Source organism: Enterobacter sp. EC_50 (assembly GCF_019584525.1).
GTDB lineage: Bacteria > Pseudomonadota > Gammaproteobacteria > Enterobacterales > Enterobacteriaceae > Enterobacter > Enterobacter roggenkampii.
The window spans coordinates 1-23,705 of the sequence record NZ_VDAF01000022.1 but is presented as its reverse complement, the minus strand read 5'-3'; the positions used below and the strand labels follow the sequence as shown (position 1 = coordinate 23,705).

27 protein-coding genes are annotated in these 23,705 nt (G+C 55.6%); 16 read left to right on the top strand and 11 right to left on the bottom strand.

All coding sequences use genetic code 11. The features are described 5' to 3' along the window. Nucleotides 1-18: 18 nt before the first annotated feature. Complete coding sequence (locus FHC48_RS17685; RefSeq protein WP_032655256.1) at nucleotides 19-1,641, top strand: isovaleryl-CoA dehydrogenase; 1,623 nt, start codon at nucleotides 19-21, stop codon at nucleotides 1,639-1,641. Here FHC48_RS17685 and FHC48_RS17680 read toward each other — a convergent pair. From FHC48_RS17680 to bsmA, 3 genes are all read right to left on the bottom strand, one after another. Next, a complete protein-coding gene (locus FHC48_RS17680; RefSeq protein WP_059365060.1) occupies nucleotides 1,638-3,569 on the bottom strand; it encodes a methyl-accepting chemotaxis protein in 1,932 nt (643 codons plus the stop codon). The two genes, FHC48_RS17685 and FHC48_RS17680, sit on opposite strands and share 4 nt — an antisense overlap. A gap of 172 nt (nucleotides 3,570-3,741) precedes the next feature. Then, on the bottom strand, nucleotides 3,742-4,029 hold the full coding sequence (gene yjfN, locus FHC48_RS17675; RefSeq protein WP_021240708.1) for a DUF1471 family protease activator YjfN: 288 nt from the start codon (nucleotides 4,027-4,029) through the stop codon (nucleotides 3,742-3,744). A gap of 136 nt (nucleotides 4,030-4,165) precedes the next feature. After that, nucleotides 4,166-4,495, bottom strand: coding sequence for a biofilm peroxide resistance protein BsmA (gene bsmA / locus FHC48_RS17670; RefSeq protein ID WP_023616161.1), 330 nt, complete (start codon nucleotides 4,493-4,495; stop codon nucleotides 4,166-4,168). A gap of 137 nt (nucleotides 4,496-4,632) precedes the next feature. On the opposite strand from bsmA, the gene yjfP reads away from it, so the two are divergent. Next, on the top strand, nucleotides 4,633-5,355 hold the full coding sequence (gene yjfP / locus FHC48_RS17665; protein ID WP_059365058.1) for an esterase: 723 nt from the start codon (nucleotides 4,633-4,635) through the stop codon (nucleotides 5,353-5,355). Here yjfP and ulaR read toward each other — a convergent pair. Then, complete coding sequence (gene ulaR / locus FHC48_RS17660; RefSeq protein WP_008502904.1) at nucleotides 5,352-6,107, bottom strand: HTH-type transcriptional regulator UlaR; 756 nt, start codon at nucleotides 6,105-6,107, stop codon at nucleotides 5,352-5,354. The genes yjfP and ulaR overlap by 4 nt on opposite strands. Nucleotides 6,108-6,216: 109 nt before the next feature. After that, nucleotides 6,217-7,281 carry an L-ascorbate 6-phosphate lactonase gene (ulaG, locus tag FHC48_RS17655; protein ID WP_010427455.1) on the bottom strand — a complete coding sequence of 355 codons (1,065 nt, stop codon included), beginning with the start codon at nucleotides 7,279-7,281 and terminating at the stop codon, nucleotides 6,217-6,219. Nucleotides 7,282-7,640: 359 nt separating this feature from the next. Here ulaG and ulaA point away from each other — a divergent pair, with 359 nt between their 5' ends. Genes ulaA through FHC48_RS17625 form a run of 6 tightly spaced genes read left to right on the top strand, consistent with a single transcriptional unit; the run spans nucleotide 7,641 to nucleotide 12,048 of the window. Beyond that, complete coding sequence (ulaA, locus tag FHC48_RS17650) at nucleotides 7,641-9,041, top strand: PTS ascorbate transporter subunit IIC (protein WP_021240705.1); 1,401 nt, start codon at nucleotides 7,641-7,643, stop codon at nucleotides 9,039-9,041. A gap of 12 nt (nucleotides 9,042-9,053) precedes the next feature. Beyond that, nucleotides 9,054-9,359, top strand: a complete 306-nt coding sequence (gene ulaB, locus FHC48_RS17645) for a PTS ascorbate transporter subunit IIB (protein ID WP_059365056.1) — start codon at nucleotides 9,054-9,056, stop codon at nucleotides 9,357-9,359. Nucleotides 9,360-9,368: 9 nt separating this feature from the next. Further along, nucleotides 9,369-9,836 (top strand): PTS ascorbate transporter subunit IIA, encoded by a 468-nt coding sequence (ulaC, locus tag FHC48_RS17640; protein ID WP_003856024.1) that lies wholly within the window; start codon nucleotides 9,369-9,371, stop codon nucleotides 9,834-9,836. A 12-nt stretch (nucleotides 9,837-9,848) separates the two neighbouring features. Then, nucleotides 9,849-10,499, top strand: coding sequence for a 3-keto-L-gulonate-6-phosphate decarboxylase UlaD (ulaD, locus tag FHC48_RS17635; protein WP_008502901.1), 651 nt, complete (start codon nucleotides 9,849-9,851; stop codon nucleotides 10,497-10,499). A gap of 9 nt (nucleotides 10,500-10,508) precedes the next feature. Further along, the gene (locus FHC48_RS17630) at nucleotides 10,509-11,369 is read left to right on the top strand and encodes an L-ribulose-5-phosphate 3-epimerase (RefSeq protein WP_008502900.1); all 861 of its coding nucleotides are present in this window, start codon (nucleotides 10,509-10,511) and stop codon (nucleotides 11,367-11,369) included. Continuing rightward, nucleotides 11,362-12,048 (top strand): L-ribulose-5-phosphate 4-epimerase, encoded by a 687-nt coding sequence (locus tag FHC48_RS17625; RefSeq protein WP_045335503.1) that lies wholly within the window; start codon nucleotides 11,362-11,364, stop codon nucleotides 12,046-12,048. The genes FHC48_RS17630 and FHC48_RS17625 overlap by 8 nt, the downstream gene beginning before the upstream one ends. Nucleotides 12,049-12,188: 140 nt before the next feature. On the opposite strand, the gene yjfY is transcribed toward FHC48_RS17625, so the two are convergent. Next, entirely contained in the window at nucleotides 12,189-12,464 is a 276-nt protein-coding gene (yjfY, locus tag FHC48_RS17620; protein WP_008502898.1) for a DUF1471 family protein YjfY, read from the bottom strand. A 341-nt stretch (nucleotides 12,465-12,805) separates the two neighbouring features. On the opposite strand from yjfY, the gene rpsF reads away from it, so the two are divergent. The 4 genes from rpsF to rplI are packed head-to-tail and all read left to right on the top strand — an operon-like array spanning nucleotide 12,806 to nucleotide 14,245. After that, nucleotides 12,806-13,201: a 30S ribosomal protein S6 gene (gene rpsF / locus FHC48_RS17615; protein ID WP_008502896.1), complete on the top strand. Its 396-nt coding sequence runs from the start codon at nucleotides 12,806-12,808 to the stop codon at nucleotides 13,199-13,201. A gap of 6 nt (nucleotides 13,202-13,207) precedes the next feature. Continuing rightward, nucleotides 13,208-13,522: a primosomal replication protein N gene (priB, locus tag FHC48_RS17610; protein WP_059365054.1), complete on the top strand. Its 315-nt coding sequence runs from the start codon at nucleotides 13,208-13,210 to the stop codon at nucleotides 13,520-13,522. 4 nt (nucleotides 13,523-13,526) lie between these two features. Continuing rightward, nucleotides 13,527-13,754 carry a 30S ribosomal protein S18 gene (gene rpsR, locus FHC48_RS17605; RefSeq protein WP_000135199.1) on the top strand — a complete coding sequence of 76 codons (228 nt, stop codon included), beginning with the start codon at nucleotides 13,527-13,529 and terminating at the stop codon, nucleotides 13,752-13,754. 41 nt (nucleotides 13,755-13,795) lie between these two features. Further along, a complete protein-coding gene (gene rplI, locus FHC48_RS17600) occupies nucleotides 13,796-14,245 on the top strand; it encodes a 50S ribosomal protein L9 (RefSeq protein ID WP_008502894.1) in 450 nt (149 codons plus the stop codon). 68 nt (nucleotides 14,246-14,313) lie between these two features. On the opposite strand, the gene FHC48_RS17595 is transcribed toward rplI, so the two are convergent. Then, nucleotides 14,314-14,958, bottom strand: coding sequence for an OapA family protein (locus tag FHC48_RS17595; protein WP_008502893.1), 645 nt, complete (start codon nucleotides 14,956-14,958; stop codon nucleotides 14,314-14,316). 233 nt (nucleotides 14,959-15,191) lie between these two features. Here FHC48_RS17595 and fklB point away from each other — a divergent pair, with 233 nt between their 5' ends. Beyond that, nucleotides 15,192-15,812, top strand: a complete 621-nt coding sequence (gene fklB, locus FHC48_RS17590) for an FKBP-type peptidyl-prolyl cis-trans isomerase (RefSeq protein WP_008502892.1) — start codon at nucleotides 15,192-15,194, stop codon at nucleotides 15,810-15,812. 312 nt (nucleotides 15,813-16,124) lie between these two features. Next, nucleotides 16,125-17,534: a D-serine/D-alanine/glycine transporter gene (gene cycA, locus FHC48_RS17585; RefSeq protein WP_008502891.1), complete on the top strand. Its 1,410-nt coding sequence runs from the start codon at nucleotides 16,125-16,127 to the stop codon at nucleotides 17,532-17,534. A gap of 86 nt (nucleotides 17,535-17,620) precedes the next feature. On the opposite strand, the gene ytfE is transcribed toward cycA, so the two are convergent. Beyond that, a complete protein-coding gene (gene ytfE / locus FHC48_RS17580; protein WP_008502890.1) occupies nucleotides 17,621-18,283 on the bottom strand; it encodes an iron-sulfur cluster repair protein YtfE in 663 nt (220 codons plus the stop codon). Nucleotides 18,284-18,527: 244 nt separating this feature from the next. Between ytfE and FHC48_RS17575 the strand changes: the two genes are divergently transcribed. Beyond that, nucleotides 18,528-20,177 (top strand): methyl-accepting chemotaxis protein, encoded by a 1,650-nt coding sequence (locus FHC48_RS17575; RefSeq protein ID WP_039265356.1) that lies wholly within the window; start codon nucleotides 18,528-18,530, stop codon nucleotides 20,175-20,177. 87 nt (nucleotides 20,178-20,264) lie between these two features. On the opposite strand, the gene FHC48_RS17570 is transcribed toward FHC48_RS17575, so the two are convergent. The 3 genes from FHC48_RS17570 to FHC48_RS17560 form a co-directional block, all read right to left on the bottom strand. Continuing rightward, nucleotides 20,265-21,230: a DMT family transporter gene (locus tag FHC48_RS17570; protein ID WP_059365052.1), complete on the bottom strand. Its 966-nt coding sequence runs from the start codon at nucleotides 21,228-21,230 to the stop codon at nucleotides 20,265-20,267. Between the two features lie 75 nt (nucleotides 21,231-21,305). Beyond that, the gene (locus FHC48_RS17565; RefSeq protein ID WP_059365050.1) at nucleotides 21,306-22,130 is read right to left on the bottom strand and encodes an AraC family transcriptional regulator; all 825 of its coding nucleotides are present in this window, start codon (nucleotides 22,128-22,130) and stop codon (nucleotides 21,306-21,308) included. 81 nt (nucleotides 22,131-22,211) lie between these two features. After that, the gene (locus FHC48_RS17560; protein WP_045415439.1) at nucleotides 22,212-23,060 is read right to left on the bottom strand and encodes an SDR family oxidoreductase; all 849 of its coding nucleotides are present in this window, start codon (nucleotides 23,058-23,060) and stop codon (nucleotides 22,212-22,214) included. An 84-nt stretch (nucleotides 23,061-23,144) separates the two neighbouring features. Here FHC48_RS17560 and FHC48_RS17555 point away from each other — a divergent pair, with 84 nt between their 5' ends. After that, complete coding sequence (locus tag FHC48_RS17555) at nucleotides 23,145-23,531, top strand: helix-turn-helix domain-containing protein (RefSeq protein ID WP_008502885.1); 387 nt, start codon at nucleotides 23,145-23,147, stop codon at nucleotides 23,529-23,531. Nucleotides 23,532-23,705: the final 174 nt, after the last annotated feature.

The following is a 23,705-nucleotide window of genomic DNA, read 5'->3' as shown; positions in this document are numbered from 1 at the left end:
CTGAAGGAGGGAGACAGTATGCACTGGCAGACTCATACCGTTTTCAATCAACCTGCACCACTCTCTAACAGCAACCTTTTTCTCTCGGACTGCGCGCTGCGTGACGCAGTCTCGCGTGAGGGTGCCGAGTGGGATATCGAACTGCTCGCCAGCATCGGACAGCAGTTAGGCACAGCAGAGTCGCTGGAGCTGGGCAGGCTGGCGAACGTGAATCCGCCGGAGTTGCTTCGCTATGACGCCACCGGAGAGCGACTGGATGACGTTCGCTTTCACCCGGCATGGCACCTGCTGATGCAGGGGCTGTGTGCCAATCGGGTACATAACCTGGCATGGGAAGAGGAGGCGCGTAAAGGGTCGTTTGTCGCCCGGGCCGCACGCTTTGTGCTTCATGCTCAGGTTGAGGCAGGCACGCTTTGTCCCGTCACCATGACGTTTGCCGCGACACCGCTCCTGCAGCAGGCGCTCCCTAAACTATTTCACGACTGGCTGACGCCGCTGCTCAGCGATCGCTACGATCCTCATCTGGCGCCTGGCGCGCAAAAACGCGGCCTGCTGATCGGTATGGGGATGACGGAAAAACAGGGCGGCTCGGACGTGCTGAGCAACACCACCAAAGCGGAAAAATGCAGTGACGGCAGCTACCGGCTGGTGGGCCATAAATGGTTTTTCTCCGTCCCGCAAAGCGATGCGCATCTTGTGCTGGCACAGGCGAAGGGCGGGTTGTCCTGCTTTTTTGTGCCGCGCTTTTTACCTGACGGACAGCGCAACGCCGTCCGGCTGGAGCGCCTTAAGGACAAGCTCGGGAACCGCTCCAACGCCAGCAGCGAGGTAGAGTTTCTTGATGCCTCCGGCTGGCTGCTGGGGGAAGAGGGCGAAGGGGTACGGCAGATCCTCAAAATGGGCGGCCTGACGCGCTTTGACTGCGCGCTGGGCAGCCACGGACTGATGCGTCGTGCGCTGTCCGTGGCGCTATACCACGCGCATCAGCGTCAGACCTTCGGCAAAAATCTTATCGATCAGCCGCTCATGCGTGAGGTGTTAAGTCGGATGGCGCTGGTGCTGGAGGGGCAAACGGCGCTGCTGTTCCGCCTGGCCCGGGCGTGGGATAAACGCACGGATCCCCAGGAAGCGGCATGGGCGCGGCTGTTTACCCCCGCCGCGAAATTTAGCGTGTGCAAAGCGGGCATCCCGTATGTGGCGGAAGCGATGGAGGTGCTGGGCGGAGTCGGGTACTGCGAGGAGAGCGAGCTTCCCCGCCTGTATCGCGAGATGCCGGTGAACAGCATCTGGGAAGGGTCCGGGAATATCATGTGCCTGGACGTGCTGCGCGTGCTGGCGAAGCAGCCGGGTATTCACGATCTGCTTGCCGATGAGTTTGCACAGGTAAAAGGGCAGGACAGACACTTCGACCGCAGCTGGCGACAGCTTCAGCAAAAACTGCGTAAACCGCAGGAGGCGCAGGGGCGGGAAATTGCGCAGCAGCTTTTCCTGCTGGGTGCCGGAAGCGAAATGCTGCGGCACGCATCGCCCCCGGTGGCGCAGGCGTGGTGCCGCATGATGCTGGATACCCGTGGCGGTACGCTGATGAGCGAGCAGGTGCAAAATGACCTGCTGCTGCGTGCGACGGGCAGAGTCGGTTAGTCTTTTAGCTGGAACAGACTCACCAGTTGAGCCAGATGTGACCCCTTCTCGCGCAGCGTTTGAGCGGTTTGTTCGCTGCGTGAGATACGATCCGCATTAATATGCGACGCTTCGCCAATGTGGGTCATGGCGAGATTTACCTGGCCAATCCCTGCGGACTGCTCGCGTGAGGCATGGTTAATCTCGGTGACCAGCTGGCTGATGTTATCGATATGAATGATGATGTCATCCATCGCCAGGCGCGTCTGTTCAGACAGCGCATGGCCTTCGCTCACTTTCCTGAGCGTATCGCCAATCAGCTGTTCAATCTCCTTCACCGCGTTAGCGCTGCGTCCGGCCAGGGCGCGAACTTCCTGCGCAACCACCGCAAACCCTTTCCCATGCTCGCCCGCGCGGGCCGCTTCCACTGCCGCATTCAGCGCCAGGATATTGGTCTGGAAAGCGATGGACTCAATCACGCGCGTGATGTCTTCGATGCGTTTTGACGCCTCGCGAATGTCGTCCATGGTCGACACGGCGTGGGTGACCGTCTCACCGCCCTGATGGACCGCGAGGGAGGTTTCACCCACCAGCTGCTGCGTTTGCTCCATGTTGGCGGCATTTTGCTGTACGGTGGCGGCCAGCTGCTCCATGCTGGCGGAGGTATCTTCCACGCTGCTGGCCTGCTTGTTGATCTGCTCAGAAATCTCGCCGGTATCGGAAGCCAGCGCGTTAGTACCCAAATGGATCTTGCCTGCGGCCTCGCGAACCTGAAGAACAATTTTTTGCAGGCCGCCGCCGATGCCGTTAATGGCGTCGATCAGCTGGCCGACCTCGTCCTGACGCGTCACGGGCAGGCTGGAACGGAGATCCCCTGCAGCATATTGCCGGGCAAGATGGATCACATTGCTCAGCGGTCGGGTCAGCACACGGCGAATAAGGACCACAAACAGACCAGCAAACAGGATAGATAAGACCACGCCGGCCAGCAGGAAGCGATCGCGCATGGCGTTAACGCTTGAGAGCAGCACCGATTTATCCACTTCGCCCACGATAGTCCAGTTCCAGCCTGGCAACGGGGTATACGCCATTTTAAGCGTGCGGCCGTCGTCGCTTACGCGTTCCAGGGTGCCGGGCTTGTCACCCAGAAGCTGCTGCTGCGTCGCGTCGTCCCACTTCGGCAACTGCCCCTCTTCACCGGCATGGAACAGGTATTGCCCGCGCGTTTTGCCGTTGCTGCGATCCAGCACGAAGAAGTGACCGCTCTCGCCCAGGCGGCGGGTGAGGATTTTCTCGCGCATGACGTTCCAGGAGTGCGTAATGTCCACGCCAACAAAGACGATCGCAATGACCTGTCCTTCGGCGTTTTTAACCGGCTGATACTGGGTGATATAGCGTTTGCCAAACAGCAGCGCCAGTCCGCGGTAGACTTCCCCTCTGTTGACGGCGGCAAAGGCCGGGCTGGCGGTATCCAGCACGGTGCCCATCGCCCGCTCGCCATTCTCTTTGCGCAGGGAGGTGGCTACGCGAACAAAGTCATTACCGCTGCGTACAAACAGCGTCGAAATGGCTCCCGTACGGTTCAGGAACTCGTCAGACAGGGTGTTGTTTTGATGCAGTCCGGTGTCACCGCCTTTCAGAAGCGGGACGCTGAGTCCGTTAATCGTCTGAGCCTGGGAAGTATCAATATTCAGTGGCTGCGGTAAAAAAGTGGTAAACAGCCGGGTATAACTCTCAACCTCTTCACTCAGGCTGGTGTTAAACATCTGCACCATATCGACCATGCCGGTGGACTGATTGTGCAGGTCTTCTACCGCAAGGGCTTCAAGCTGCTGGCTGGCTTTTTGACTGAGCAGAAAAGTGAAAAGCAGAAACAGCGTGGCGACACTGACGCCCGTAAGCAGCGACAGCTTCGCCCCCAGGCCTGCACGGCGAAAAACGTTGATCATAAATTGCTCATCATTGAATAGGTATGGTTCTTCAACGGCAGAGCGGAGATTACGTTTACTGAATTAATGTAACAAAATGTTATTTTGTTGTTATTGATTGGTTTTTAATAAGATAAAAAATTTGCAAAAGCGAAAAGCCACTAAAAATAAGTGGCTTTTATCAGGAGGGAGTTTACACGTAGAGAATGGCCTGTACCCGCCAGTGGTCGATATGGTTATCTTCCTGCATCTGGATGATGCGATACCAGGAAGCACCCTGCTCATCGGCCTTTAATGCCACGACGCGTTCAACGTCTTGCGGGCTCCCCGAGATATTATTCACGGAGATCTGGCCAATTTCATTCAGGCCAGTTACACAGTCAGCACTGGCGAATTCTGCTGACTGCGCGGTGGTGCTCACCAGGCCTGCGGAGAGCAACAGAGAGGTCAAAGCAAGAGTTCGTTTCATCGTCAGCTCCATTTCACATATTTCCGGTATCCGCCGGGCAATCCTTCGCGAATAAACCCCCATTCCTTGTCGCTGGCATGGAGTTTATTGTGGACAGGAAAATGTCTATGGACGCAAAGCAGTGTAAATGTCGTTCAAAGGTAAACCATTATTTTCGGTACAAAATGGCCTGTGAATACCACTGTCCCGTTATGATGGTTTCGTCGATCATAATAATGACGTAATAATCTGCTTTGGCGGCGACGGCTTGTGCCTTTATTGCCTCTTCTGCGTCATCCGGCGAACCGCGAACCAACGCGGAGACGGTGCCCATTCGTTGTAATCCTTCCGTCTGATTACGACGAATCTCCTGCGGATGATCGGCAACCGGGGGAGCGGGTTGCGGTGTTCCCTGCAGTGCGCTACAGCCGCTAAGCAGAAACACCAGCAATAAAGCAGCAAACCTGTGCATAACCATATCTCGTTTCCTGATAGCCATAGTGTAGTTGTCTGTGAATTTAGTTTTGGGGGAATGTTCCCGAAGTGTTAGCTGGGACGTAATTTTCGAATGAAAATAGCCTGAAACCGTAATTCAGTTCTCAACATTATGAATCATCCATTCGTGCAGGGTCGACAATGATTGAAATTGAAATACGCCATCTCGGCGACCATGAAATTTTACACGCTATGCCAGCGGGTAAACGTGATAAACCGCTGCCTGTTGTGGTTTTTTATCATGGATTTACCTCATCGAAGCTGGTTTACAGTTACTTTGCGGTCGCGCTGGCGCAGGCAGGTTTTCGCGTGGTGATGCCGGATGCGCCTGACCACGGCGCACGATTTATGGGTAATGAGCAGGCGCGCCTTGGGCAGTTCTGGCACATACTGCACGGGAGTCTGACCGAGTTTGCCGGGTTGCGCGATGCGCTTTATGAGGCAGGGCTGGTGGCCGAGAATCGTCTGGCCGTGGCCGGGGCGTCGATGGGCGGTATGACAGCCCTGGGGATCATGACGCACCATCCAGAAGTGAAGTCGGTCGCCTGTCTGATGGGCTCGGGTTATTTTACCTCGCTGGCGAAGACCCTTTTTCCCCCTCAGGATTTAGCGGAAATCACCGCGAGGCTGGAAGAGTGGGAAGTAATCCGGGCATTGCCGCGCCTCGCAGATCGCCCGCTTTTGCTGTGGCACGGTGACGCGGATGATGTGGTGCCACCTGACGGTACCTTCCGCCTGCAGCAGGCGTTAAAGAAGGAAGGGCTGGACGGTAATCTGACCTGTTTGTGGGAATCAGGCGTTCGCCACCGCATTACGCCAGCGGCGCTCGACGCCACGGTAGCGTTTTTCCGCCAGCACCTTTAAACGCGCAGCACTTTTACTCCCTGATCTTCCAGCTTCTGGAGGATCTCGGGGTTAGCTCCTTTGCCGGTGATCACCAGATCGATCTGTTCTGCGCGGCTGAACAGCATGCCTGCGCGTTCACCGACTTTACTGCTGTCGACCAGCACCACGAGTTTGCCTACCACGTTGAGCATGTTTTGTTCCGCCATCGCGGTCAGCATATCGGTTTTATACAAACCTTCAGCGGTCAGGCCTTTGCCGCTGGTAAACATCCAGTGTCCGGCGTAGAGACTGTTTTCGCTGTCCTGTGGGCTAAGCGTAATCGACTGACTTTTATTGTACTGACCACCCATGATCACCACGCTCTCATGCTCCTGATCGATGAGATAGTTGGCGAGCGGTAAGTAGTTCGTGATGATTTGCACCGGCTTGCCGCACATCTCGCGGCCCAGCAAAAACGCCGTAGAGCCGCAGTTGATAACGACGCTCTCACCGGGATTCACCAGCTGCGACGCGGCTCTGGCGATCCGCACTTTTTCATCGTGATTCTGCGCCTGATGAATGTTCATCGGCGTCCAGCGGGGGCGCTGCTGGCTAATGGCTTCCGCACCGTTGCGAACTTTTTTCAGCTTGCCGCTTTCATCCAGCTTGTTAATGTCTCGCCGCGCGGTGGCGGGGGAAATCCCTAAACGTTCGATCACTTTCTCGACGGTGATAAACCCTGTTTGCGCCAGGAGTTCCAGTAAAATTTGATGCCGTTGCGCTTCCGTCATGAGCTATTCCGATAAGAATTGATTTGAAAAGATGATATTTGAAATAGCGTGAAATTACTAAAATAAATATGAAATCGCCAGACACAAGTCTGGCGATGTGGCCTCGGAATCAGAGGAAGGACTTAAACGGCAGGTCAGGCTCAATGGTGAAGCAATCATCGAAACCACGCGGGTAGTGGTACTCAAGATTGTCTTTGTCCAGCGGCCAGGTGAACTTGCCGCCTACCTGCCAGATAAATGGCTTGAAGCCGTACTTCAGGCGGTCTTTTTTCATCTCCCACAACACGCGAATTTCCTGCGGATCGGCCTGGAAGTTTGACCAGATATCGTGGTGGAACGGAATAACGACTTTGGTGTTCAGCGCTTCCGCCATGCGCAGCATGTCGGCGCTGGTCATTTTATCCGTAATACCGCGCGGGTTCTCGCCGTAGGAGCCCAGGGCCACGTCAATCTGATGCTCGTTACCGTGCTTAGCGTAGTAGTTGGAGTAGTGGGAGTCACCGCTGTGATACAGGGAGCCGCCCGGCGTTTTGAACAGGTAGTTCACCGCGCGCTCGTCCATGCCGTCTGGCAGTACACCTGCCGCTTTTTGATCGGCCGGCAGCGTAATCAGAGCGGTACGGTCAAAGGCATCCAGGGCATGGATTTCAATGTCTTTGATTTTCACCACGTCGCCCGGTTTCATCACGATGCAGCGCTCTTTCGGCACACCCCAGCCAATCCAGAGATCCACGCAGGTCTGCGGCCCGATAAACGGCACATCGTCCGCGCAGTTTTGCATCACCGCTGCCGCCACGTTTACATCAATATGGTCGTTGTGATCGTGGGTAGAGAGTACGGCATCGATCTGACGAATGGCAAAAGGATCAAGCACAAACGGTGTAGTACGCAGGTTCGGCTGGAGTTTTTCAACGCCGGCCATACGCTGCATCTGGTGGCCTTTTTTCATCAGCGGGTTACCGTGGCTCTGTTTGCCGGTGCCGCACCAGAAATCGACGCAGATATTGGCGCCACCTTCTGATTTCAGCCAGATCCCGGTGCAGCCCAGCCACCACATTGCAAACGTGCCAGGAGCAACCTGTTCCTGCTCGATTTCTTCGTTCAGCCAGCTACCCCACTCCGGAAAGGTGCTCAGAATCCATGATTCACGGGTGATGGTGTTCACTTTACTCATCGTTTTGACTCCTGGTTTTAATCAAAAGTAATCACATTGTGATTCGTTGTGATTAATGCTGGCACCATTTTACGCGCTTTGCAATAGCGAAAATGCGGAATTTTATCTGCTCAACGTCACAGACTCTCTGCTTGTTACTTGTTAGATTATCGCGTAATAAACATTAATTTCATGAATTATAAGGACTAATTTATTTCATTTGTGCGGTAGTGAAAATCATTACTAACTGAAGGGAAATAAATTGCGTGATGCGTCACAGATAATCAAATTCAATCTTGTTGTGATTATTTGTGATTAATAGAGTGATGGCACCAACCGCACAGGGATTGCCCCTCGTGTTCTCATTTCTGGAGAGAGTTATGGAGATCCTCTACAACGTCTTTACCGTTTTCTTTAATCAGGTAATGACCAACGCCCCGCTGTTGCTGGGTATCGTGACGTGCCTGGGATATATCCTGCTGCGTAAAAGCGTCAGCGTGATTATTAAAGGCACCATCAAAACCATTATCGGTTTCATGCTGTTGCAGGCGGGGTCGGGCATACTGACCAGCACGTTTAAGCCAGTCGTTGCCAAAATGTCGGAAGTGTATGGCATTAATGGGGCTATCTCTGATACCTACGCCTCAATGATGGCGACCATCGATCGTATGGGTGATGCCTATAGCTGGGTAGGTTACGCCGTTCTGCTCGCGCTGGCGCTGAACATTATCTATGTTCTGCTGCGCCGCATTACCGGTATTCGCACCATCATGCTCACCGGGCACATTATGTTCCAGCAGGCGGGGCTGATTGCGGTTTCTCTCTATATCTTCGGTTACCCAATGTGGACCACGATTATCTGCACCGCGGTGCTGGTCTCGCTCTACTGGGGTATCACCTCCAACATGATGTACAAGCCAACCCAGATAGTGACCGACGGTTGCGGTTTTTCCATCGGTCACCAGCAACAGTTTGCTGCCTGGATTGCTTATAAAGTTGCGCCGTACCTGGGTAAAAAAGAAGAGAGTGTTGAAGACCTTAAGCTGCCTGGCTGGCTGAATATCTTCCATGACAACATCGTGTCGACCGCGATTGTGATGACCCTCTTCTTCGGCGCCATTCTGCTCTCCTTCGGTATTGATGTGGTGCAGGCGATGGCGGGGAAAACCCACTGGACGGTTTACATCCTGCAGACCGGTTTCTCTTTCGCCGTGGCTATTTTCATCATTACTCAGGGCGTGCGTATGTTCGTCGCCGAACTGTCTGAAGCTTTCAACGGTATCTCTCAGCGCCTGATTCCTGGCGCGGTACTGGCCATCGACTGTGCCGCTATCTATAGCTTCGCGCCAAACGCGGTGGTCTGGGGCTTTATGTGGGGCACCATCGGCCAGCTGATTGCGGTGGGTATCCTGGTCGGCTGCGGCTCCTCAATCCTGATTATTCCGGGCTTTATCCCGATGTTCTTCTCCAACGCCACCATCGGCGTATTCGCTAACCACTTCGGCGGCTGGCGCGCGGCGCTCAAGATCTGCCTGGTAATGGGCATGGTTGAAATCTTTGGCTGCGTGTGGGCGGTCAAGCTCACCGGTATGAGCGCCTGGATGGGCATGGCGGACTGGTCAATTCTGGCACCGCCGATGATGCAGGGTTTTGCCTCCATCGGACTGATCTTTATGGCCATCATCATCCTGATTGCTCTGGCTTATATGTTCTTCGCTGGCCGTTCGCTGCGAGCTGAAGAAGATGCGGAAAAACAAACAGCAGAAGTGTCTGCTCATTAAGGAGTTTCGATTATGACCGTACGTATCCTGGCTGTGTGTGGTAATGGGCAAGGCAGCTCCATGATCATGAAGATGAAAGTGGACCAGTTTTTAACCCAGTCCAACATCGACCACATGGTGAACAGCTGCGCAGTGGGTGAATACAAAAGTGAGCTGAACGGCGCGGACATCATCATCGCCTCTACTCATATCGCCGGCGAAATTAGTGTGTCGGGTAATAAATATGTGGTGGGCGTACGCAACATGCTGTCGCCTGCGGATTTCGGACCAAAACTGCTGGAAGTGATCAAAGAACACTTCCCACAAGACGTGAAGTAAGGACGCCACATGAAACTACGTGATTCGCTGGCAGAGAATAACTCCATCCTTTTACAGGCCGAAGCCAGTACCTGGCAGGAAGCGGTGAAGCTGAGTGTGGATCTGCTGGTTAAGGCTGACGTTGTCGAGCCGCGTTACTACCAGGCGATTCTGGATGGCGTGGCGCAGCATGGCCCTTACTTTGTGATTGCGCCAGGCCTGGCGATGCCGCATGGCCGCCCGGAAGAGGGCGTTAAGAAAACCGGCTTCGCGCTGGTGACGCTGAAAACGCCGCTGGTGTTTAACCACGAAGATAACGACCCGGTCGACATCCTTATCACTATGGCGGCTGTCGATGCCAATACCCACCAGGAGGTGGGCATCATGCAGATCGTCAATCTGTTTGATGACGAAGCCAATTTTGACCGTTTACGCGCCTGCCGCACCGCGCAGGACGTGCTGGATTTAATTGATAACGCCACTGCGGCGGCCGTTTAAGAGGAATTGAATATGTCATTACCCATGTTGCAAGTTGCGCTGGATAACCAAACGCTGTCTCACGCTTACGAAACCACCCGCCTGATTGCGGAAGAAGTGGACATCATCGAAGTGGGCACCATTCTGTGCGTGGGCGAAGGCGTTCGTGCGGTTCGTGACCTGAAAGCGCTCTATCCGCATAAAATCGTGCTGGCGGATGCCAAAATCGCCGACGCAGGCAAAATCCTCTCCCGCATGTGCTTCGAAGCCAACGCCGACTGGGTCACCGTGATCTGCTGTGCGGATATCAACACCGCCAAAGGCGCGCTGGACGTGGCAAAAGAGTTTAACGGCGACGTGCAGATTGAGCTGACCGGCTTCTGGACCTGGGAGCAGGCCCAGGAGTGGCGCGACGCGGGCATTCAGCAGGTGGTATATCACCGCAGCCGTGATGCGCAGGCCGCAGGTGTGGCGTGGGGCGAGGCGGATATCAGCGCCATCAAACGTCTGGCCGATATGGGTTTCAAAGTGACCGTCACTGGCGGTCTGGCGCTGGAAGATCTGCCGCTGTTCAAGGGCATTCCGATTCACGTCTTTATTGCCGGTCGCAGCATTCGTGATGCGGCGTCTCCGGTGGAAGCCGCGCGTCAGTTCAAACGCTCAATCGCTCAGCTTTGGGGCTAAGGAGCGGGTATGTTGTCAAAACAGGTCCCGCTTGGCATCTATGAAAAGGCACTCCCTGCGGGGGAGTGCTGGCTGGAGCGGTTACAGCTCGCAAAACAGCTGGGCTTCGATTTTGTCGAAATGTCGGTGGATGAGACGGACGAGCGTCTTGCTCGCCTCGACTGGAGCCGCGAACAGCGCCTGGCACTGGTAAGCGCCATCGCGGAAACGGGCGTGCGCGTGCCGTCCATGTGCCTGAGCGCTCATCGTCGTTTTCCGCTCGGCAGCGAAGATGATGCCGTGCGCGCGCAGGGGCTGGAGATCATGCGTAAAGCCATCCGCTTTGCGCAGGACGTGGGTATCCGCGTGATCCAGCTGGCGGGTTATGACGTTTACTATCAGGAAGCTAACGATGAAACGCGCCGTCGTTTCCGTGATGGTCTGAAAGAGAGCGTTGAGATGGCCAGCCGTGCGCAGGTCACGCTGGCAATGGAGATCATGGATTACCCGCTGATGAACTCCATCAGTAAGGCGCTGGGCTACGCGCACTATCTGAACAACCCGTGGTTCCAGCTTTATCCCGATATCGGCAACCTGTCGGCATGGGATAACGACGTGCAGATGGAGCTGCAGGCAGGCATAGGGCATATCGTGGCGGTGCACGTCAAAGATACCCGTCCTGGCGTGTTTAAAAACGTACCGTTCGGCACCGGGGTGGTGGATTTCGAACGGTGCTTCGAGACGCTCAAGCAGACAGGCTATTGCGGGCCTTACCTGATTGAGATGTGGAGCGAAACGTCGGACAACCCTGCTGCGGAAGTAGCAAAGGCGCGGGACTGGGTGCGCGAGCGTATGGCGCGCGCGGGATTACTGGAGGCTGAACATGCTTAAGCTTAAACAGCAGGTCTTTGAAGCCAACATGGATCTGCCCCGCTATGGCCTGGTCACCTTCACCTGGGGTAACGTCAGCGCTATCGATCGCGAGCAGGGGCTGATCGTGATTAAGCCGAGCGGTGTGGCGTATGACACCATGAACGCTGACGATATGGTGGTGGTCGATCTTGAAGGAAACGTCGTTGACGGTAAATGGCGTCCTTCTTCGGACACGGCGACCCATCTGGCGCTGTATCGGCGTTATCCGTCCCTTGGCGGTGTGGTGCATACTCACTCCACGCACGCGACCGCCTGGGCACAGGCGGGGCTGGCGATTCCGGCGCTGGGCACGACACATGCGGACTACTTCTTTGGCGACATCCCCTGCACGCGCGCATTAACGCAGGATGAAGTGGAAGGAGAGTACGAGCTCAACACCGGAAAGGTGATTATCGACACGCTGGGAGAATGCGAGCCGCTGCATACGCCGGGGATTGTGGTGTATCAGCACGGCCCGTTCGCCTGGGGAAAAGATGCCCACGACGCCGTCCATAATGCGGTCGTCATGGAGGAAGTGGCACGTATGGCGTGGATTGCCCGCGGCATTAACCCACAGCTTCAGGGCATTGATGATTACCTGATGAACAAGCATTTCATGCGCAAGCATGGCCCGAATGCCTATTACGGGCAGAAGTGAATAAGTGCTCTGGAATACCGAAAAACAGTTGTAACCGGTGGTATTCCGGAGCCATTCACAAAAAAAGCCCCCGGGCAGGGGGCAACGTCAACTATGGCTATGTTCTCGTAGTTGGCTTTCCTGGTGCTAGCGTTAAGGCGTTATCGGTAAATATCTGCACTGGCGTGCATATTGCCGTTGCTGCCGGGCTCACGGATTAACATCACGTGGTAATAAGTTGCGCCCTGGGCGTCGGTCTCTTCATTTAGTGCCTGATCTGCTTCGCTTTCGGTGGCGAAATTATGATTAATATAGATTACGCCTAAGCTGTGCACATCATCCATGTTTCTGGCCTGTCGGCTGTCTATCTTGATGGCTGCCATCGCGTTTGCACTGAGCAAAAGCGCCGCCATTATGGCTAATGCGATTTTTTTCATGATATGCGCTCCACGACTGCGTGCTGTGAGAGGGGGGATGCTCCTTCTTCTGTTTCGGTTATCTCTGATTAAAGTGTAATCATTCCTCCGGCGGGGATGCGTGACCATTTCTGATGCAGTTGTTCAAAAAAACACCGCTTACGGATGTGAGTAATTTTAAATCACCCACTTAGACCCGCTTCGCGCTTTGTGCGAATTATTTGTGCAATCAGCTTGAGTTTCCAGGGGCGCGCAAGTATTATGACGCGTCAATTTTTCAGCCGACCTTTAACACGTTCCTTGCCTCCCCGGGCCTCGGCTGACCCAGACAGGAGGCTGAATAATCCGTAAGGAGCAATTCGATGCGTCATTACGAAATCGTTTTTATGGTCCATCCTGACCAGAGCGAACAGGTTCCGGGTATGATCGAGCGCTACACTGGTGCAATCACTGCAGCAGCGGGCACGATCCACCGTCTGGAAGACTGGGGCCGCCGTCAGCTGGCTTATCCGATCAACAAACTGCACAAAGCACACTACGTTCTGATGAACGTTGAAGCGCCGCAGGAAGTGATCGATGAGCTGGAAACTAACTTCCGCTTCAACGATGCCGTTATCCGCAGCATGGTTATGCGTACCAAAAACGCAGTGACCGAAGCATCTCCGATGGTTAAAGCGAAAGACGAGCGCCGTGAGCGTCGCGATGATTTCGCAAACGAAACCGCAGATGATTCTGATGCTGGGGATTCTGAAGAGTAATTTCTGATGACCAACCGTCTGGCGTTGTCCGGCATCGTATGCAGGGCTCCCCTTCGAAAGGTCAGTCCATCAGGAATTCCGCATTGCCAGTTCGTGCTTGAGCATCGTTCTGTGCAAGAGGAAGCCGGGTTTCACCGGCAGGCGTGGTGCCAAATGCCCGTTATTATTAGCGGACACGAAAACCAGGCCATTACTCACAGTTTAACGGTCGGTAGTGCAGTAATCGTTCAGGGGTTCATCTCTTGCCACAAGGCAAAGAACGGTCTGACCAAAATGGTTCTGCATGCCGAGCAGATTGATTTGATAGATTCTGGAGACTAGCCATATGGCACGTTATTTCCGTCGTCGCAAGTTCTGCCGTTTCACCGCGGAAGGCGTTCAAGAGATCGACTATAAAGATATCGCAACGCTGAAAAACTACATCACCGAAAGCGGTAAGATTGTCCCAAGCCGTATCACCGGTACTCGTGCAAAATATCAGCGTCAGCTGGCTCGCGCTATCAAACGCGCTCGCTACCTGTCCCTGCTGCCGTACACTGATCGTCATCAGTAATCGGGCACGGTCCATTAATACGACTTTAAGAGGATAAGGTAATGCAAGTTATTCTGCTTGATAAAGTAGCAAACCTGGGCAGCCTGGGTGATCAGGTAAACGTTAAAGCGGGTTACGCTCGTAACTTCCTGGTTCCACAGGGTAAAGCTGTTCCAGCTACCAAGAAAAACGTAGAGTTTTTCGAAGCACGTCGCGCTGAACTGGAAGCCAAACTGGCTGACGTTCTGGCGGCTGCTAACGCTCGCGCTGAAGCAATCAACGCACTGGGCACCGTTACCATCGCGTCCAAAGCTGGCGACGAAGGTAAACTGTTCGGTTCCATCGGTACCCGCGATATCGCTGATGCAGTTTCTGCAGCAGGCGTTAAAGTGGCTAAGAGCGAAGTTCGTCTGCCGAACGGCGTTCTGCGTACCACTGGTGAGCACGAAGTTGACTTCCAGGTTCACAGCGAAGTGTTCGCTAAACTGGTTGTTAACGTTGTAGCTGAGTAATTTTTTACTCTGCTCACGTTGAAACGCCGGCCTTGTGCCGGCGTTTTGCTTTTTACAGAACCCTGCCCTTAACGTACCCTGATAAAGCTGCCGTCTGTCTGGCGGGTAAACAGCACCTGTTGTCCATTTCCGGTATCAATCGTTAACCCTGTCACCACCCCGCTGGCATTCTGGCGAATTTGCACCATCTGGCCATTCTGCAGGTTACTGAGCGGTTTACCCGCGCCTTCCACCTTCGCCATGGCATACACGTCTGTCGGCGGCAGGTTGTGGTCACGGAACAGCTGCGCCAGCGTTTTCCCCGGCTCTACGCGATAGGAACGCCACTGTTGCTCAATGCCGGTGGGCTGTTGGGTCTGAGGCTGAGACGGGGCGGCGGCCTGTTCCTGTGGCTGTTCGTCCTGAATCGGCTCTGGCTCAACCGGCGCGACCTGACCCGGATCGTTAGACGGGGTAACGAGCTGCGTCTGCATCGGCTGTGCGTCAGGCTGCGGTCGCGTTTGCGACTGAAGGTCCAGCTGAGCATTGCGGGTGACGGGGGCAGTATCAACATCATCGCCACCGGAAGGAAGCAGGAAGCCCACAATCACCATCAGCGCACCAATGATGATCCCTCTGCGATGCAGAGGAGGCAGCGGATCCATGATGCGAAAATTGTCCGGCGCCTGCCAGATTTTCGCCAGGGTAGGTTTCAGTTCAAATCGCCCGGGCATGGCACTCCTCCTGCTCCGCGTATTTTTTATCCTGTGCCCCGAAGTATAGTTTGCTAACTGCCTGAACGGCGTAGTAAACCCGACATCCGTGACATCAGTTCGGGATTAATCCTGGTTCTCTCTATTGTTTCTGTTTCGTCGCGGTTTGTCACCTTAACTTCAGACAAAGTTTTACCCATAAGGGCATGGCTGATATGCTGCCCGCTACTTTAAATGTGATGGAAGGAAAACCCATGACCACCCCGACTTTTGACACTATCGAAGCGCAGGCAAGTTACGGTATCGGCTTGCAGGTAGGACAGCAGTTGAGCGAATCCGGCCTGGAAGGTCTGTTACCTGAAGCGCTGGTGGCGGGTATCGCTGACGCGCTGGAAGGCAAACAGCCTGCCGTTCCGGTTGACGTTGTGCACCGTGCGCTGCGTGAAATCCACGAGCGTGCTGACGCCGTGCGTCGCGCGCGCTTTGAAGAGATGGCCGCCGAAGGTGTGAAATATCTGGAAGAGAACCGTGAGCGTGAAGGCGTGAACAGCACCGAGTCTGGTCTGCAGTTCCGCGTGATCAATCAGGGCGATGGCGCAATCCCGGCGCGTACCGACCACGTTCGCGTACACTACACCGGTAAGCTGATCGACGGTACCGTCTTCGACAGCTCCGTCGCGCGCGGCGAACCGGCTGAGTTCCCGGTGAATGGCGTTATCGCGGGCTGGATCGAAGCGCTGACCCTGATGCCAGTCGGTTCCAAATGGGAACTGACTATCCCGCACAACCTGGCTTACGGCGAGCGCGGCGCTGGCGCGTCCATCCCGCCATTCAGCACTCTGGTCTTTGAAGTCGAGCTGCTGGAAATTCTGTAATCGACTTTTCTTATTTCCTCTCCCCGCTTGGGGAGGGGAAAATAGCGTGAAAACCTATAGTTAAGTCGGAATCAATATTTTATCTTGCAAACGAAACTGTTGCGTGTATTTTTGTGAGCTGTTTCGCGCTGCATGAGTGATATGACACTCACTTTCAACATAATATTAACATAATATCTAAATCATAGTATTCATCCCGCCGATTCTTACCTAATATCGATTAGCCCTAACAAGGGAACGTCATTTTTTTGACGTATTTAAAGGCCAGAAGAGCCTTAACAACACAGACAGGCATAAACAGGAAAATATCACATGGTAGATCAGGTCAAAGTCGTCGCCGACGAAGAGGCGTCGTCTGAACAGTCGCTACGGCGCAATCTCACAAACCGTCATATTCAGCTCATTGCTATTGGGGGTGCCATCGGTACCGGGCTGTTTATGGGGTCAGGCAAAACCATCAGTCTCGCCGGACCGTCAATCATATTCGTTTATATGATTATCGGTTTTATGCTGTTCTTCGTGATGCGTGCAATGGGTGAACTGCTGCTCTCGAACCTCGAATACAAATCCTTCAGCGACTTCGCTTCAGACCTGCTCGGGCCATGGGCGGGCTATTTCACCGGCTGGACCTACTGGTTCTGCTGGGTCGTGACCGGTATGGCGGACGTCGTGGCGATAACCGCCTATGCGCAGTTCTGGTTCCCCGGGCTGTCGGACTGGGTGGCCTCGCTGGCGGTTATTGTTCTGCTGCTGAGCCTGAACCTCGCCACCGTTAAAATGTTCGGTGAGATGGAGTTCTGGTTCGCGATGATCAAAATCGTGGCCATCGTTGGGCTCATCGTGGTGGGCCTGGTGATGGTGCTCACCCACTTCCAGTCACCAACCGGCGTTCAGGCGTCGTTTACCCATCTGTGGAATGATGGAGGCTGGTTCCCGAAAGGCATTAGCGGCTTCTTTGCTGGCTTCCAGATTGCGGTGTTCGCGTTTGTAGGGATTGAGCTTGTCGGAACGACCGCTGCGGAAACCAAAGATCCGGAGAAATCTCTCCCGCGCGCCATCAACTCCATTCCGGTGCGTATCATCATGTTCTACGTCTTCGCGCTGATCATCATTATGTCCGTGACGCCGTGGAGCTCGGTGGTGCCAAGCAAGAGCCCGTTCGTTGAGCTGTTCGTGCTGGTGGGGCTGCCTGCGGCAGCGAGCCTGATTAACTTCGTGGTGCTGACCTCAGCGGCGTCTTCCGCGAACAGCGGCGTGTTCTCAACCAGCCGTATGCTGTTTGGTCTGGCGCAGGAAGGTGTGGCGCCGAGCGCGTTCGCCAAGCTGTCTAAGCGTGCGGTACCTGCGAAAGGGCTGACCTTCTCCTGCATGTGCCTGCTGGGCGGCGTGGTGATGCTCTACGTAAACCCAAGCGTGATTGGCGCGTTCACCATGATTACCACGGTCTCAGCGATCCTGTTTATGTTCGTCTGGACCATCATCCTCTGTTCCTATCTGGTGTACCGCAAACAGCGCCCACACCTGCATGAAAAATCGATCTACAAGATGCCGCTGGGCAAGCTGATGTGCTGGGTATGCATGGCGTTCTTCGTCTTCGTGCTGGTTCTGCTGACGCTGGAAGATGATACCCGTCAGGCGCTGATCGTCACGCCGCTGTGGTTTATCGCGCTGGGGCTGGGCTGGATGTTTATCGGTAAGAAACGGATGGCTGGCATGCGTTAAGCATGTTGCCGGGTGGCGCTGACGCTTACCCGGCCTACGTTCGAGGACCTTGCAGGCCCGGTAAGCGCTAGCGCCACCGGGCTTTTTTATTCCCCCGCTAATGCCCGCGGGAACAGAACGTTGTTCTCAAGGCTGATGTGTTCCATCAGGTCGTCAATCATCTCGTTAATGCCGTTGTACATCGCTTTCCACGTTGTGCACGCTTCTGGCGGCGGCGTGACGTTGTGGGTGGTGTGTTTGATCACTTCCAGCAGTTCGCCCGCGTCATCATGCTCGCTTTCCATCACGCTGATGGGCCCCATCGCCTGGCTTCCCATTCCCTGTTTAATCATCGGGAAGAGGATCTGCTCTTCTTTCATCATGTGGCTGGAAAGCTCTTCGTGCAGCAGGGTCAGGTATTTCGCCAGACCGCGCGGTACGGAAGGTTTGTCGGCATGCACGCGCTCGACTTTGGTCGCCTGCAGGATCAACTCCGGCAGCTGTTCACGGTGACGGTCATGGTAACGCACGATGATGTGGTCGATGATTTCTGCGAGCGGAGCGGTTCGCCAGTCTTTGTCGACGGGCTGCTCGGCCAGCTTCGCCAGTTCGGCTTCAATCACCTCAACGTTCAGCTCTTTGCGTAAGGCCGCCCGTGCCAGGGTTTGCTTACCGCCGCAGCAGTAGTCCATATCGTATTTGCGAAAAAGCGCAGAAGCGCGAGGAATGGAGAGCGCCAGCTCGCCCAGGGGTTGGTCGCGAAAGGCCATAGCAGTTACCTCATCATCAATAATATAATATGCATATTAAATGCATCTTATAAACGACGCTATAACCCTTTAGAGGGACGGGTAAAAGTGAGATGCAGATCACAAAAAAATATCCGATTTAACTCTCTGAATGGGTTCAGGAAAGTGGTTTCGAAACTTTTTAAAGGTGGAGAAACAGTAAACAACCCGCTGCACCTGCCGATATATCCACGTCAGACAAACCTGCATATAACAAAGGCAACGCATGTTTAAACGTATAAAAGTCATTACCCTTCTGATTTCGGTGCTGCTTGTGCTCGGCATCATGCAAGTGATTTCCGCCGGTATCTTTATCAACGCCCTGAATAACGATAAAGACAACTTTACCGTGTCGCAGCTCTCCAGCAAGAACGTGGCGGAGTTTACCGATGCGTGGATCAGTCTGAACCAGGCGCGCGTCACCCTGAACCGCGGGATGCTGCGCCTGCAAAGCAGCATGGCCTCGCAAATTAACGGCGGTCAGCTGAATGAGCTGGTGACCACGGCGAAAAATCTGCTGACTGAAGCCCAGGTTCATTACGATAAATACTATGCCTTGCCGAATACGCCAGGCCTGGATGAGAACCTGACCAACCAACTCGAAGAGCAGTACCGCATTTACTCTGCAACGCTGACGCAAATGAATGTTCTGCTGAGCCAGGGCAATCTGGAAGATATGTTCAAGCAGAATGCTGAACAAAAACAGAATGCGATGCAGACGGTTTATCGTGAATGGCGTGAAGCGCAGGCCGCGCTCACGGATAAAGGCATTCAGGATAACGAAAGTGATTACAAGCGCATCCTGTGGATCCTCTCTGCGGTCATGCTGCTGGTGATTGTGGTGATTATCTCCAGCTGGATTGCGATGCGCCGCGTGCTGCTGCTGCCGCTGGAAGAGGTGATTAACCATATTCGCGCCATTGCGGCAGGCGATCTCACCCAGCCGATTCAGGCCGACGGTAAAAATGAAATGGCCATCCTTGCGCGTAACGTGCAGGAGATGCAAACTTCGCTGGCGAACACCGTGGGCGTGGTGCGCGAAGGCGCAGATACGATTTACACCGGTGCAGGCGAAATCTCCGCAGGCAGTAACGATCTCTCTTCCCGTACCGAGCAGCAGGCCGCGTCTCTGGAAGAGACGGCAGCCAGCATGGAGCAGCTGACGGCAACCGTGAAGCAGAACGCCGATAACGCGCGTCAGGCTTCCCGTCTGGCGCTGGATGCCTCCTCCACGGCGAAGAAGGGCGGTCACGTGGTGGAAGGCGTCGTGCGGACGATGGATGAAATCGCCACCAGCTCCAGCAAAATCGCGCAAATTACCAACGTGATCGACGGAATTGCCTTCCAGACGAATATTCTGGCGCTGAACGCGGCGGTGGAAGCGGCCCGTGCAGGCGAGCAGGGCCGTGGTTTTGCGGTGGTGGCAGGGGAAGTGCGTACCCTTGCGCAGCGCAGCGCTCAGGCGGCGAAAGAGATCAAAGCGCTGATCGATGACTCCGGCGAACGCGTGAACGCGGGCTCGCAGCTGGTTAACGAAGCCGGGGAGACGATGGCTGAGATCGTCAATGCGGTTACTCGCGTCACCGACATTATGGGCGAAATTGCCTCGGCCTCTGACGAGCAGAGCCGCGGTATCGACCAGGTGGGCCAGGCGGTAGCCGAGATGGACCGCGTGACCCAGCAGAACGCCTCGCTGGTGGAGGAGTCTGCGGCCGCGGCGGCGGCGCTGGAAGATCAGGCTGCGCGTCTGAACGAAGCGGTGGCGGTGTTCAAAATTACCCGCAACCAGGCGGTCAAAGCGGCGCCGGTAAAAACCTATGTGCCAAAAGCGCAGCCTGTCGCGGCGGCGTCTGAAGCAAACTGGGAAACGTTTTAACATCATGCCGGGTGGCGCTGGCGCTTACCCGGCCTACGAAACGGCTCCTTGTAGGCCGGGTAAGGCGGAGCCGCCACCCGGCAAATATCACACCTCCGACGCCGGAACGACCCTCGGTTTTTCCGGCTTCGCTCTCACCGCCATCACTACCCCCACAACCAGCAGCACGATCCCACAGGTCGTGAACAGCGGCGGTACGCTCTGGCGCATGAGGAAGGTATAAAGCAGTCCGGCCAGGGTTTCGAAGACAATCAGCGGCCCTAAGATCACCGTCGGCAGCTTCTGGCTGGCAATATTCCAGCACAGCGCGCCTACCCATGAACACAGCACCGCGATCGCCACCATCAGGCCGATAAACACCCAGGGTCTTGGCCCGAAGGGCTGGACGAAGTCCGGCTGCTGATGGCCCAGCCAGAGGCATGCGCCGAAATATCCCACGACGGATACGGGCAGCGTGACCAGCGCCTGCGCCGTCGCCCACATCATCGGGTGCTTGTCCGGGTTCTCACGCAGCCAGCGCGCGTTGCGCAGGGCATACCACGCCCAGCACGCCACGGAAACGAACGCCAGCAGAATGCCAGAACCGTACCGCCACAGGTCAACGTCCACCTGCCCATGACGCAGCTCGGCAATATTAACGCATATCAGCCCCAGGGCGGTGCATACCAGCGCCGGGGCCATTTTTGACCACGCCAGTTTGCCATCGCGGTGGCTGTAGAGCAGGTTAGCAAAGACGGGGATGACGACCGGCAGCGTGCCGATAATCATGGTCGATACCGGCGCACCGGTACGCTGAATGGCACTCGCGAGGCAAACGTAATAGATAAGATTGCCCATCATGGTCAGCGCCAGCGCGGTCCCCCAGTCCTGACGGCTGAGCTGGCGCAAGCGCGCGCGTCCCAGCCACGCCAGGGGCAGGGCAATCAGCCCCAGCGCCAGATAACGTCCGGTCGACTGTAATATTGCCGGATACTCGGGCACGATCAGCGGGCCGACAAAAATCAGTCCCCACATCATCCCGGCCAGCAGGGCATACAACACTCCACTAATCATTTTTCCATCCACAGGTATTTACGCTGTAGTCAGTGTAGGAGGGGCGAATGCGCGCGTATTGTATGAGATTGCGCATTAGCGCCGTGTAACCTGCTTCTGGTAGCGCACGGGCGTAATGCCGTAGCGGTGGGTAAACGCGCGGGTCAGATGTGACTGATCGGTCAGCCCGGTTGCGGCGGCAACCTCTGCGGCGGGCATGCCGTGGGTGAGAAACGCTTTGGCGCGCCAGAGGCGAATGGCCATCAGCATCTGATGCGGCGTCACGTGAAAATGGGCTTTGAACTGGCGCTGGAAATGATACGCGCTGAGCGAGACGACGCTGGCCAGCTCGTCCAGCGTCAGAGCGCGCATATAGTTGTCGTGCAGGTACTCGCGTACCCGTTCGAAGCGGTGCGCGCCTTCCTGGACCCGTGGCGCGTGGTGGGCAAACGGCTGGAAGGTCTCAATCAGATCCAGCAGTAAACCTTTTTGCGCAAGCGGATCGTCCGTGTGCCACAAGCCGTAAATAAGCCTGCCGATTTGCTGTGAGCGCAACGGGTCATGACGGGTCACGTCGCTGAACCACCAGTGCCGGAGGCCGGTCACCTCTTCCAGCAGGTCGGGTTCGATATAGACCATCCGGTAGCGCCAGCCGCCCTCGGTGGCGGATTCGCCGGTGTGGATCTCGTCCGGGTTCATGGTAACGACGGATTTCTCCGCCGCGAGATGCTGGCTGCCGCGATAGCGAAAGCGTTCGGCACCGGTTTCAATCGTGCCGATGCCGAAGGCTTCATGGGTGTGAGGCTCAAAGGCGTAGTCAGAAATATGCGCGTGATACAGCTCCAGGCCCGGTAGCTGCGCCAGATGGCGAAAGCGCGCGCTGTCTCTTTCATCATTAAACTGTTCCGGTACGCCTTGCACGGTGAGCCTCCTCGTGGGTCATCTTTTCATTATCAAAGATGACCCGAGGGGATGCCACAAAAAATAACCATCCCGTAACAATTACAGAATGGCTTTAATGCTCTCCGCCAGCGTAGTGGTTGGGCGCCCGATCAGTTTGCTCAGCGTATGGCTGTCGTCAAAGAGCCCGCCTTTGGAGGCCCCGATATCGGAGTCCGCCAGCATATCGGCCAGACCGGCAGGCAGGCCGACGCTCTTCAGCGCGGCAGCAAAGTCCGCTTCGCTGAGATTCTGGTAGGTGACCGGCTTTCCGCTCTGTTTGCTGAGTTCAGCCGCCAGTTCGCTCAGCGTCCAGCCGTGGTCGCCCGCCAGTTCATACACCTTGCCCGCATGGCCCTCTTCAGCAATCACTTTCGCTGCCGCCGCGGCATAGTCTGCGCGGGTGGCAGAGGCAATTTTGCCTTCGCCTGCCGCACCAATAAACACGCCGTGTTCCAGCGCAGGCGGCGCGCTCGCCAGATAGTTTTCGGTATACCAGCCGTTGCGCAGCAGGGCATAAGGAATGCCGGACGCCGCCAGCGCTTTTTCAGTGGCAACGTGTTCAACGTGCAGACCGAGCGGCGAGGTATCCGCATGCAGCAGGCTGGTGTAGGCGATAAATTTCACCCCTGCCGCTTTGGCGGCGTTAATCACGTTCTGGTGCTGGATCGCGCGCTGGCCGACTTCGCTGGACGAGATCAGCAGCAGCTTATCCACGCCGTTCAGCGCGGCGGTGAATGCGGCTTCATCCGTGTAGTCCGCCTGACGAACCACAATTCCCTGCTGGCTTAAGGCTTCAGCTTTTGCCGGGTTACGTACGATGGCCACAATCTGGTTAGCCGGTACGGTGTTCAACAGCTGTTCGATAACGAGATGGCCAAGCTGGCCGGTGGCGCCGGTAATCGCGATCATGATGAATCTCCTTCGTGTTTGTCTGGTGTTGTGGCACACTAGCACCATAGCTAACTTTTAGTAAGTACGTACAAAAAGGTAAGTATGAAAACAACGATACCGACGCTCAGCGAACAATTGCGCGATGGCAATCTCTTCGCGGAACAGTGCCCTTCACGAGAGGTGCTCAAACACGTTACCAGCCGCTGGGGGGTACTGATTCTGCTGGCGCTGCGCCAGGGAACGCATCGCTTTAGCGATCTGCGCCGTAAAATGGGCGGGGTGAGCGAAAAGATGCTGTCCCAGTCGCTTCAGGCGCTGGAGCAGGACGGGTTTGTCGATCGCGTATCGTACCCGGTTGTGCCGCCGCACGTAGAGTATAGCCTGACCCCGATGGGGATCGAGGTCAGCGAGAAAGTCGCCGCGCTGGCGGACTGGATTGAGGTGAATACGCCGAAGGTGATGGCGAATCGGGACGATCGCGCGGCGTAAAAGCCGGGTGGCGGCTTCGCCTTACCCGGCCTACCCATAATCTTCCATCCCGTAGGCCGGGTAAGCGAAGGGTATGAACCGGAAACATGGGTAACACTTTAGACCGGATACATGGGTAACAGTTATAACTGGCATAGAAGAGGAGACTCGCTATGCCCTGGACTGAGACCCGAC

Bases quoted from the DNA above. Each gene is read 5' to 3' on its own strand.
- ulaA (WP_021240705.1), top strand. From the start codon at position 7,641: ATGGAGATCCTCTACAACGTCTTTACCGTTTTCTTTAATCAGGTAATG.
- yjfP (WP_059365058.1), top strand. From the start codon at position 4,633: ATGATTGAAATTGAAATACGCCATCTCGGCGACCATGAAATTTTACAC.
- priB (WP_059365054.1), top strand. From the start codon at position 13,208: ATGACCAACCGTCTGGCGTTGTCCGGCATCGTATGCAGGGCTCCCCTT.
- ulaR (WP_008502904.1), bottom strand. From the start codon at position 6,107: ATGACGGAAGCGCAACGGCATCAAATTTTACTGGAACTCCTGGCGCAA.
- cycA (WP_008502891.1), top strand. From the start codon at position 16,125: ATGGTAGATCAGGTCAAAGTCGTCGCCGACGAAGAGGCGTCGTCTGAA.
- ulaC (WP_003856024.1), top strand. From the start codon at position 9,369: ATGAAACTACGTGATTCGCTGGCAGAGAATAACTCCATCCTTTTACAG.
- yjfY (WP_008502898.1), bottom strand. From the start codon at position 12,464: ATGAAAAAAATCGCATTAGCCATAATGGCGGCGCTTTTGCTCAGTGCA.
- ulaG (WP_010427455.1), bottom strand. From the start codon at position 7,281: ATGAGTAAAGTGAACACCATCACCCGTGAATCATGGATTCTGAGCACC.
- FHC48_RS17555 (WP_008502885.1), top strand. From the start codon at position 23,145: ATGAAAACAACGATACCGACGCTCAGCGAACAATTGCGCGATGGCAAT.
- bsmA (WP_023616161.1), bottom strand. From the start codon at position 4,495: ATGGCTATCAGGAAACGAGATATGGTTATGCACAGGTTTGCTGCTTTA.
- FHC48_RS17630 (WP_008502900.1), top strand. From the start codon at position 10,509: ATGTTGTCAAAACAGGTCCCGCTTGGCATCTATGAAAAGGCACTCCCT.
- FHC48_RS17560 (WP_045415439.1), bottom strand. From the start codon at position 23,060: ATGATCGCGATTACCGGCGCCACCGGCCAGCTTGGCCATCTCGTTATC.
- FHC48_RS17575 (WP_039265356.1), top strand. From the start codon at position 18,528: ATGTTTAAACGTATAAAAGTCATTACCCTTCTGATTTCGGTGCTGCTT.
- FHC48_RS17680 (WP_059365060.1), bottom strand. From the start codon at position 3,569: ATGATCAACGTTTTTCGCCGTGCAGGCCTGGGGGCGAAGCTGTCGCTG.
- ytfE (WP_008502890.1), bottom strand. From the start codon at position 18,283: ATGGCCTTTCGCGACCAACCCCTGGGCGAGCTGGCGCTCTCCATTCCT.
- rpsR (WP_000135199.1), top strand. From the start codon at position 13,527: ATGGCACGTTATTTCCGTCGTCGCAAGTTCTGCCGTTTCACCGCGGAA.
- rplI (WP_008502894.1), top strand. From the start codon at position 13,796: ATGCAAGTTATTCTGCTTGATAAAGTAGCAAACCTGGGCAGCCTGGGT.
- rpsF (WP_008502896.1), top strand. From the start codon at position 12,806: ATGCGTCATTACGAAATCGTTTTTATGGTCCATCCTGACCAGAGCGAA.
- FHC48_RS17625 (WP_045335503.1), top strand. From the start codon at position 11,362: ATGCTTAAGCTTAAACAGCAGGTCTTTGAAGCCAACATGGATCTGCCC.
- ulaB (WP_059365056.1), top strand. From the start codon at position 9,054: ATGACCGTACGTATCCTGGCTGTGTGTGGTAATGGGCAAGGCAGCTCC.
- yjfN (WP_021240708.1), bottom strand. From the start codon at position 4,029: ATGGAGCTGACGATGAAACGAACTCTTGCTTTGACCTCTCTGTTGCTC.
- fklB (WP_008502892.1), top strand. From the start codon at position 15,192: ATGACCACCCCGACTTTTGACACTATCGAAGCGCAGGCAAGTTACGGT.
- FHC48_RS17685 (WP_032655256.1), top strand. From the start codon at position 19: ATGCACTGGCAGACTCATACCGTTTTCAATCAACCTGCACCACTCTCT.
- FHC48_RS17595 (WP_008502893.1), bottom strand. From the start codon at position 14,958: ATGCCCGGGCGATTTGAACTGAAACCTACCCTGGCGAAAATCTGGCAG.
- FHC48_RS17570 (WP_059365052.1), bottom strand. From the start codon at position 21,230: ATGATTAGTGGAGTGTTGTATGCCCTGCTGGCCGGGATGATGTGGGGA.
- ulaD (WP_008502901.1), top strand. From the start codon at position 9,849: ATGTCATTACCCATGTTGCAAGTTGCGCTGGATAACCAAACGCTGTCT.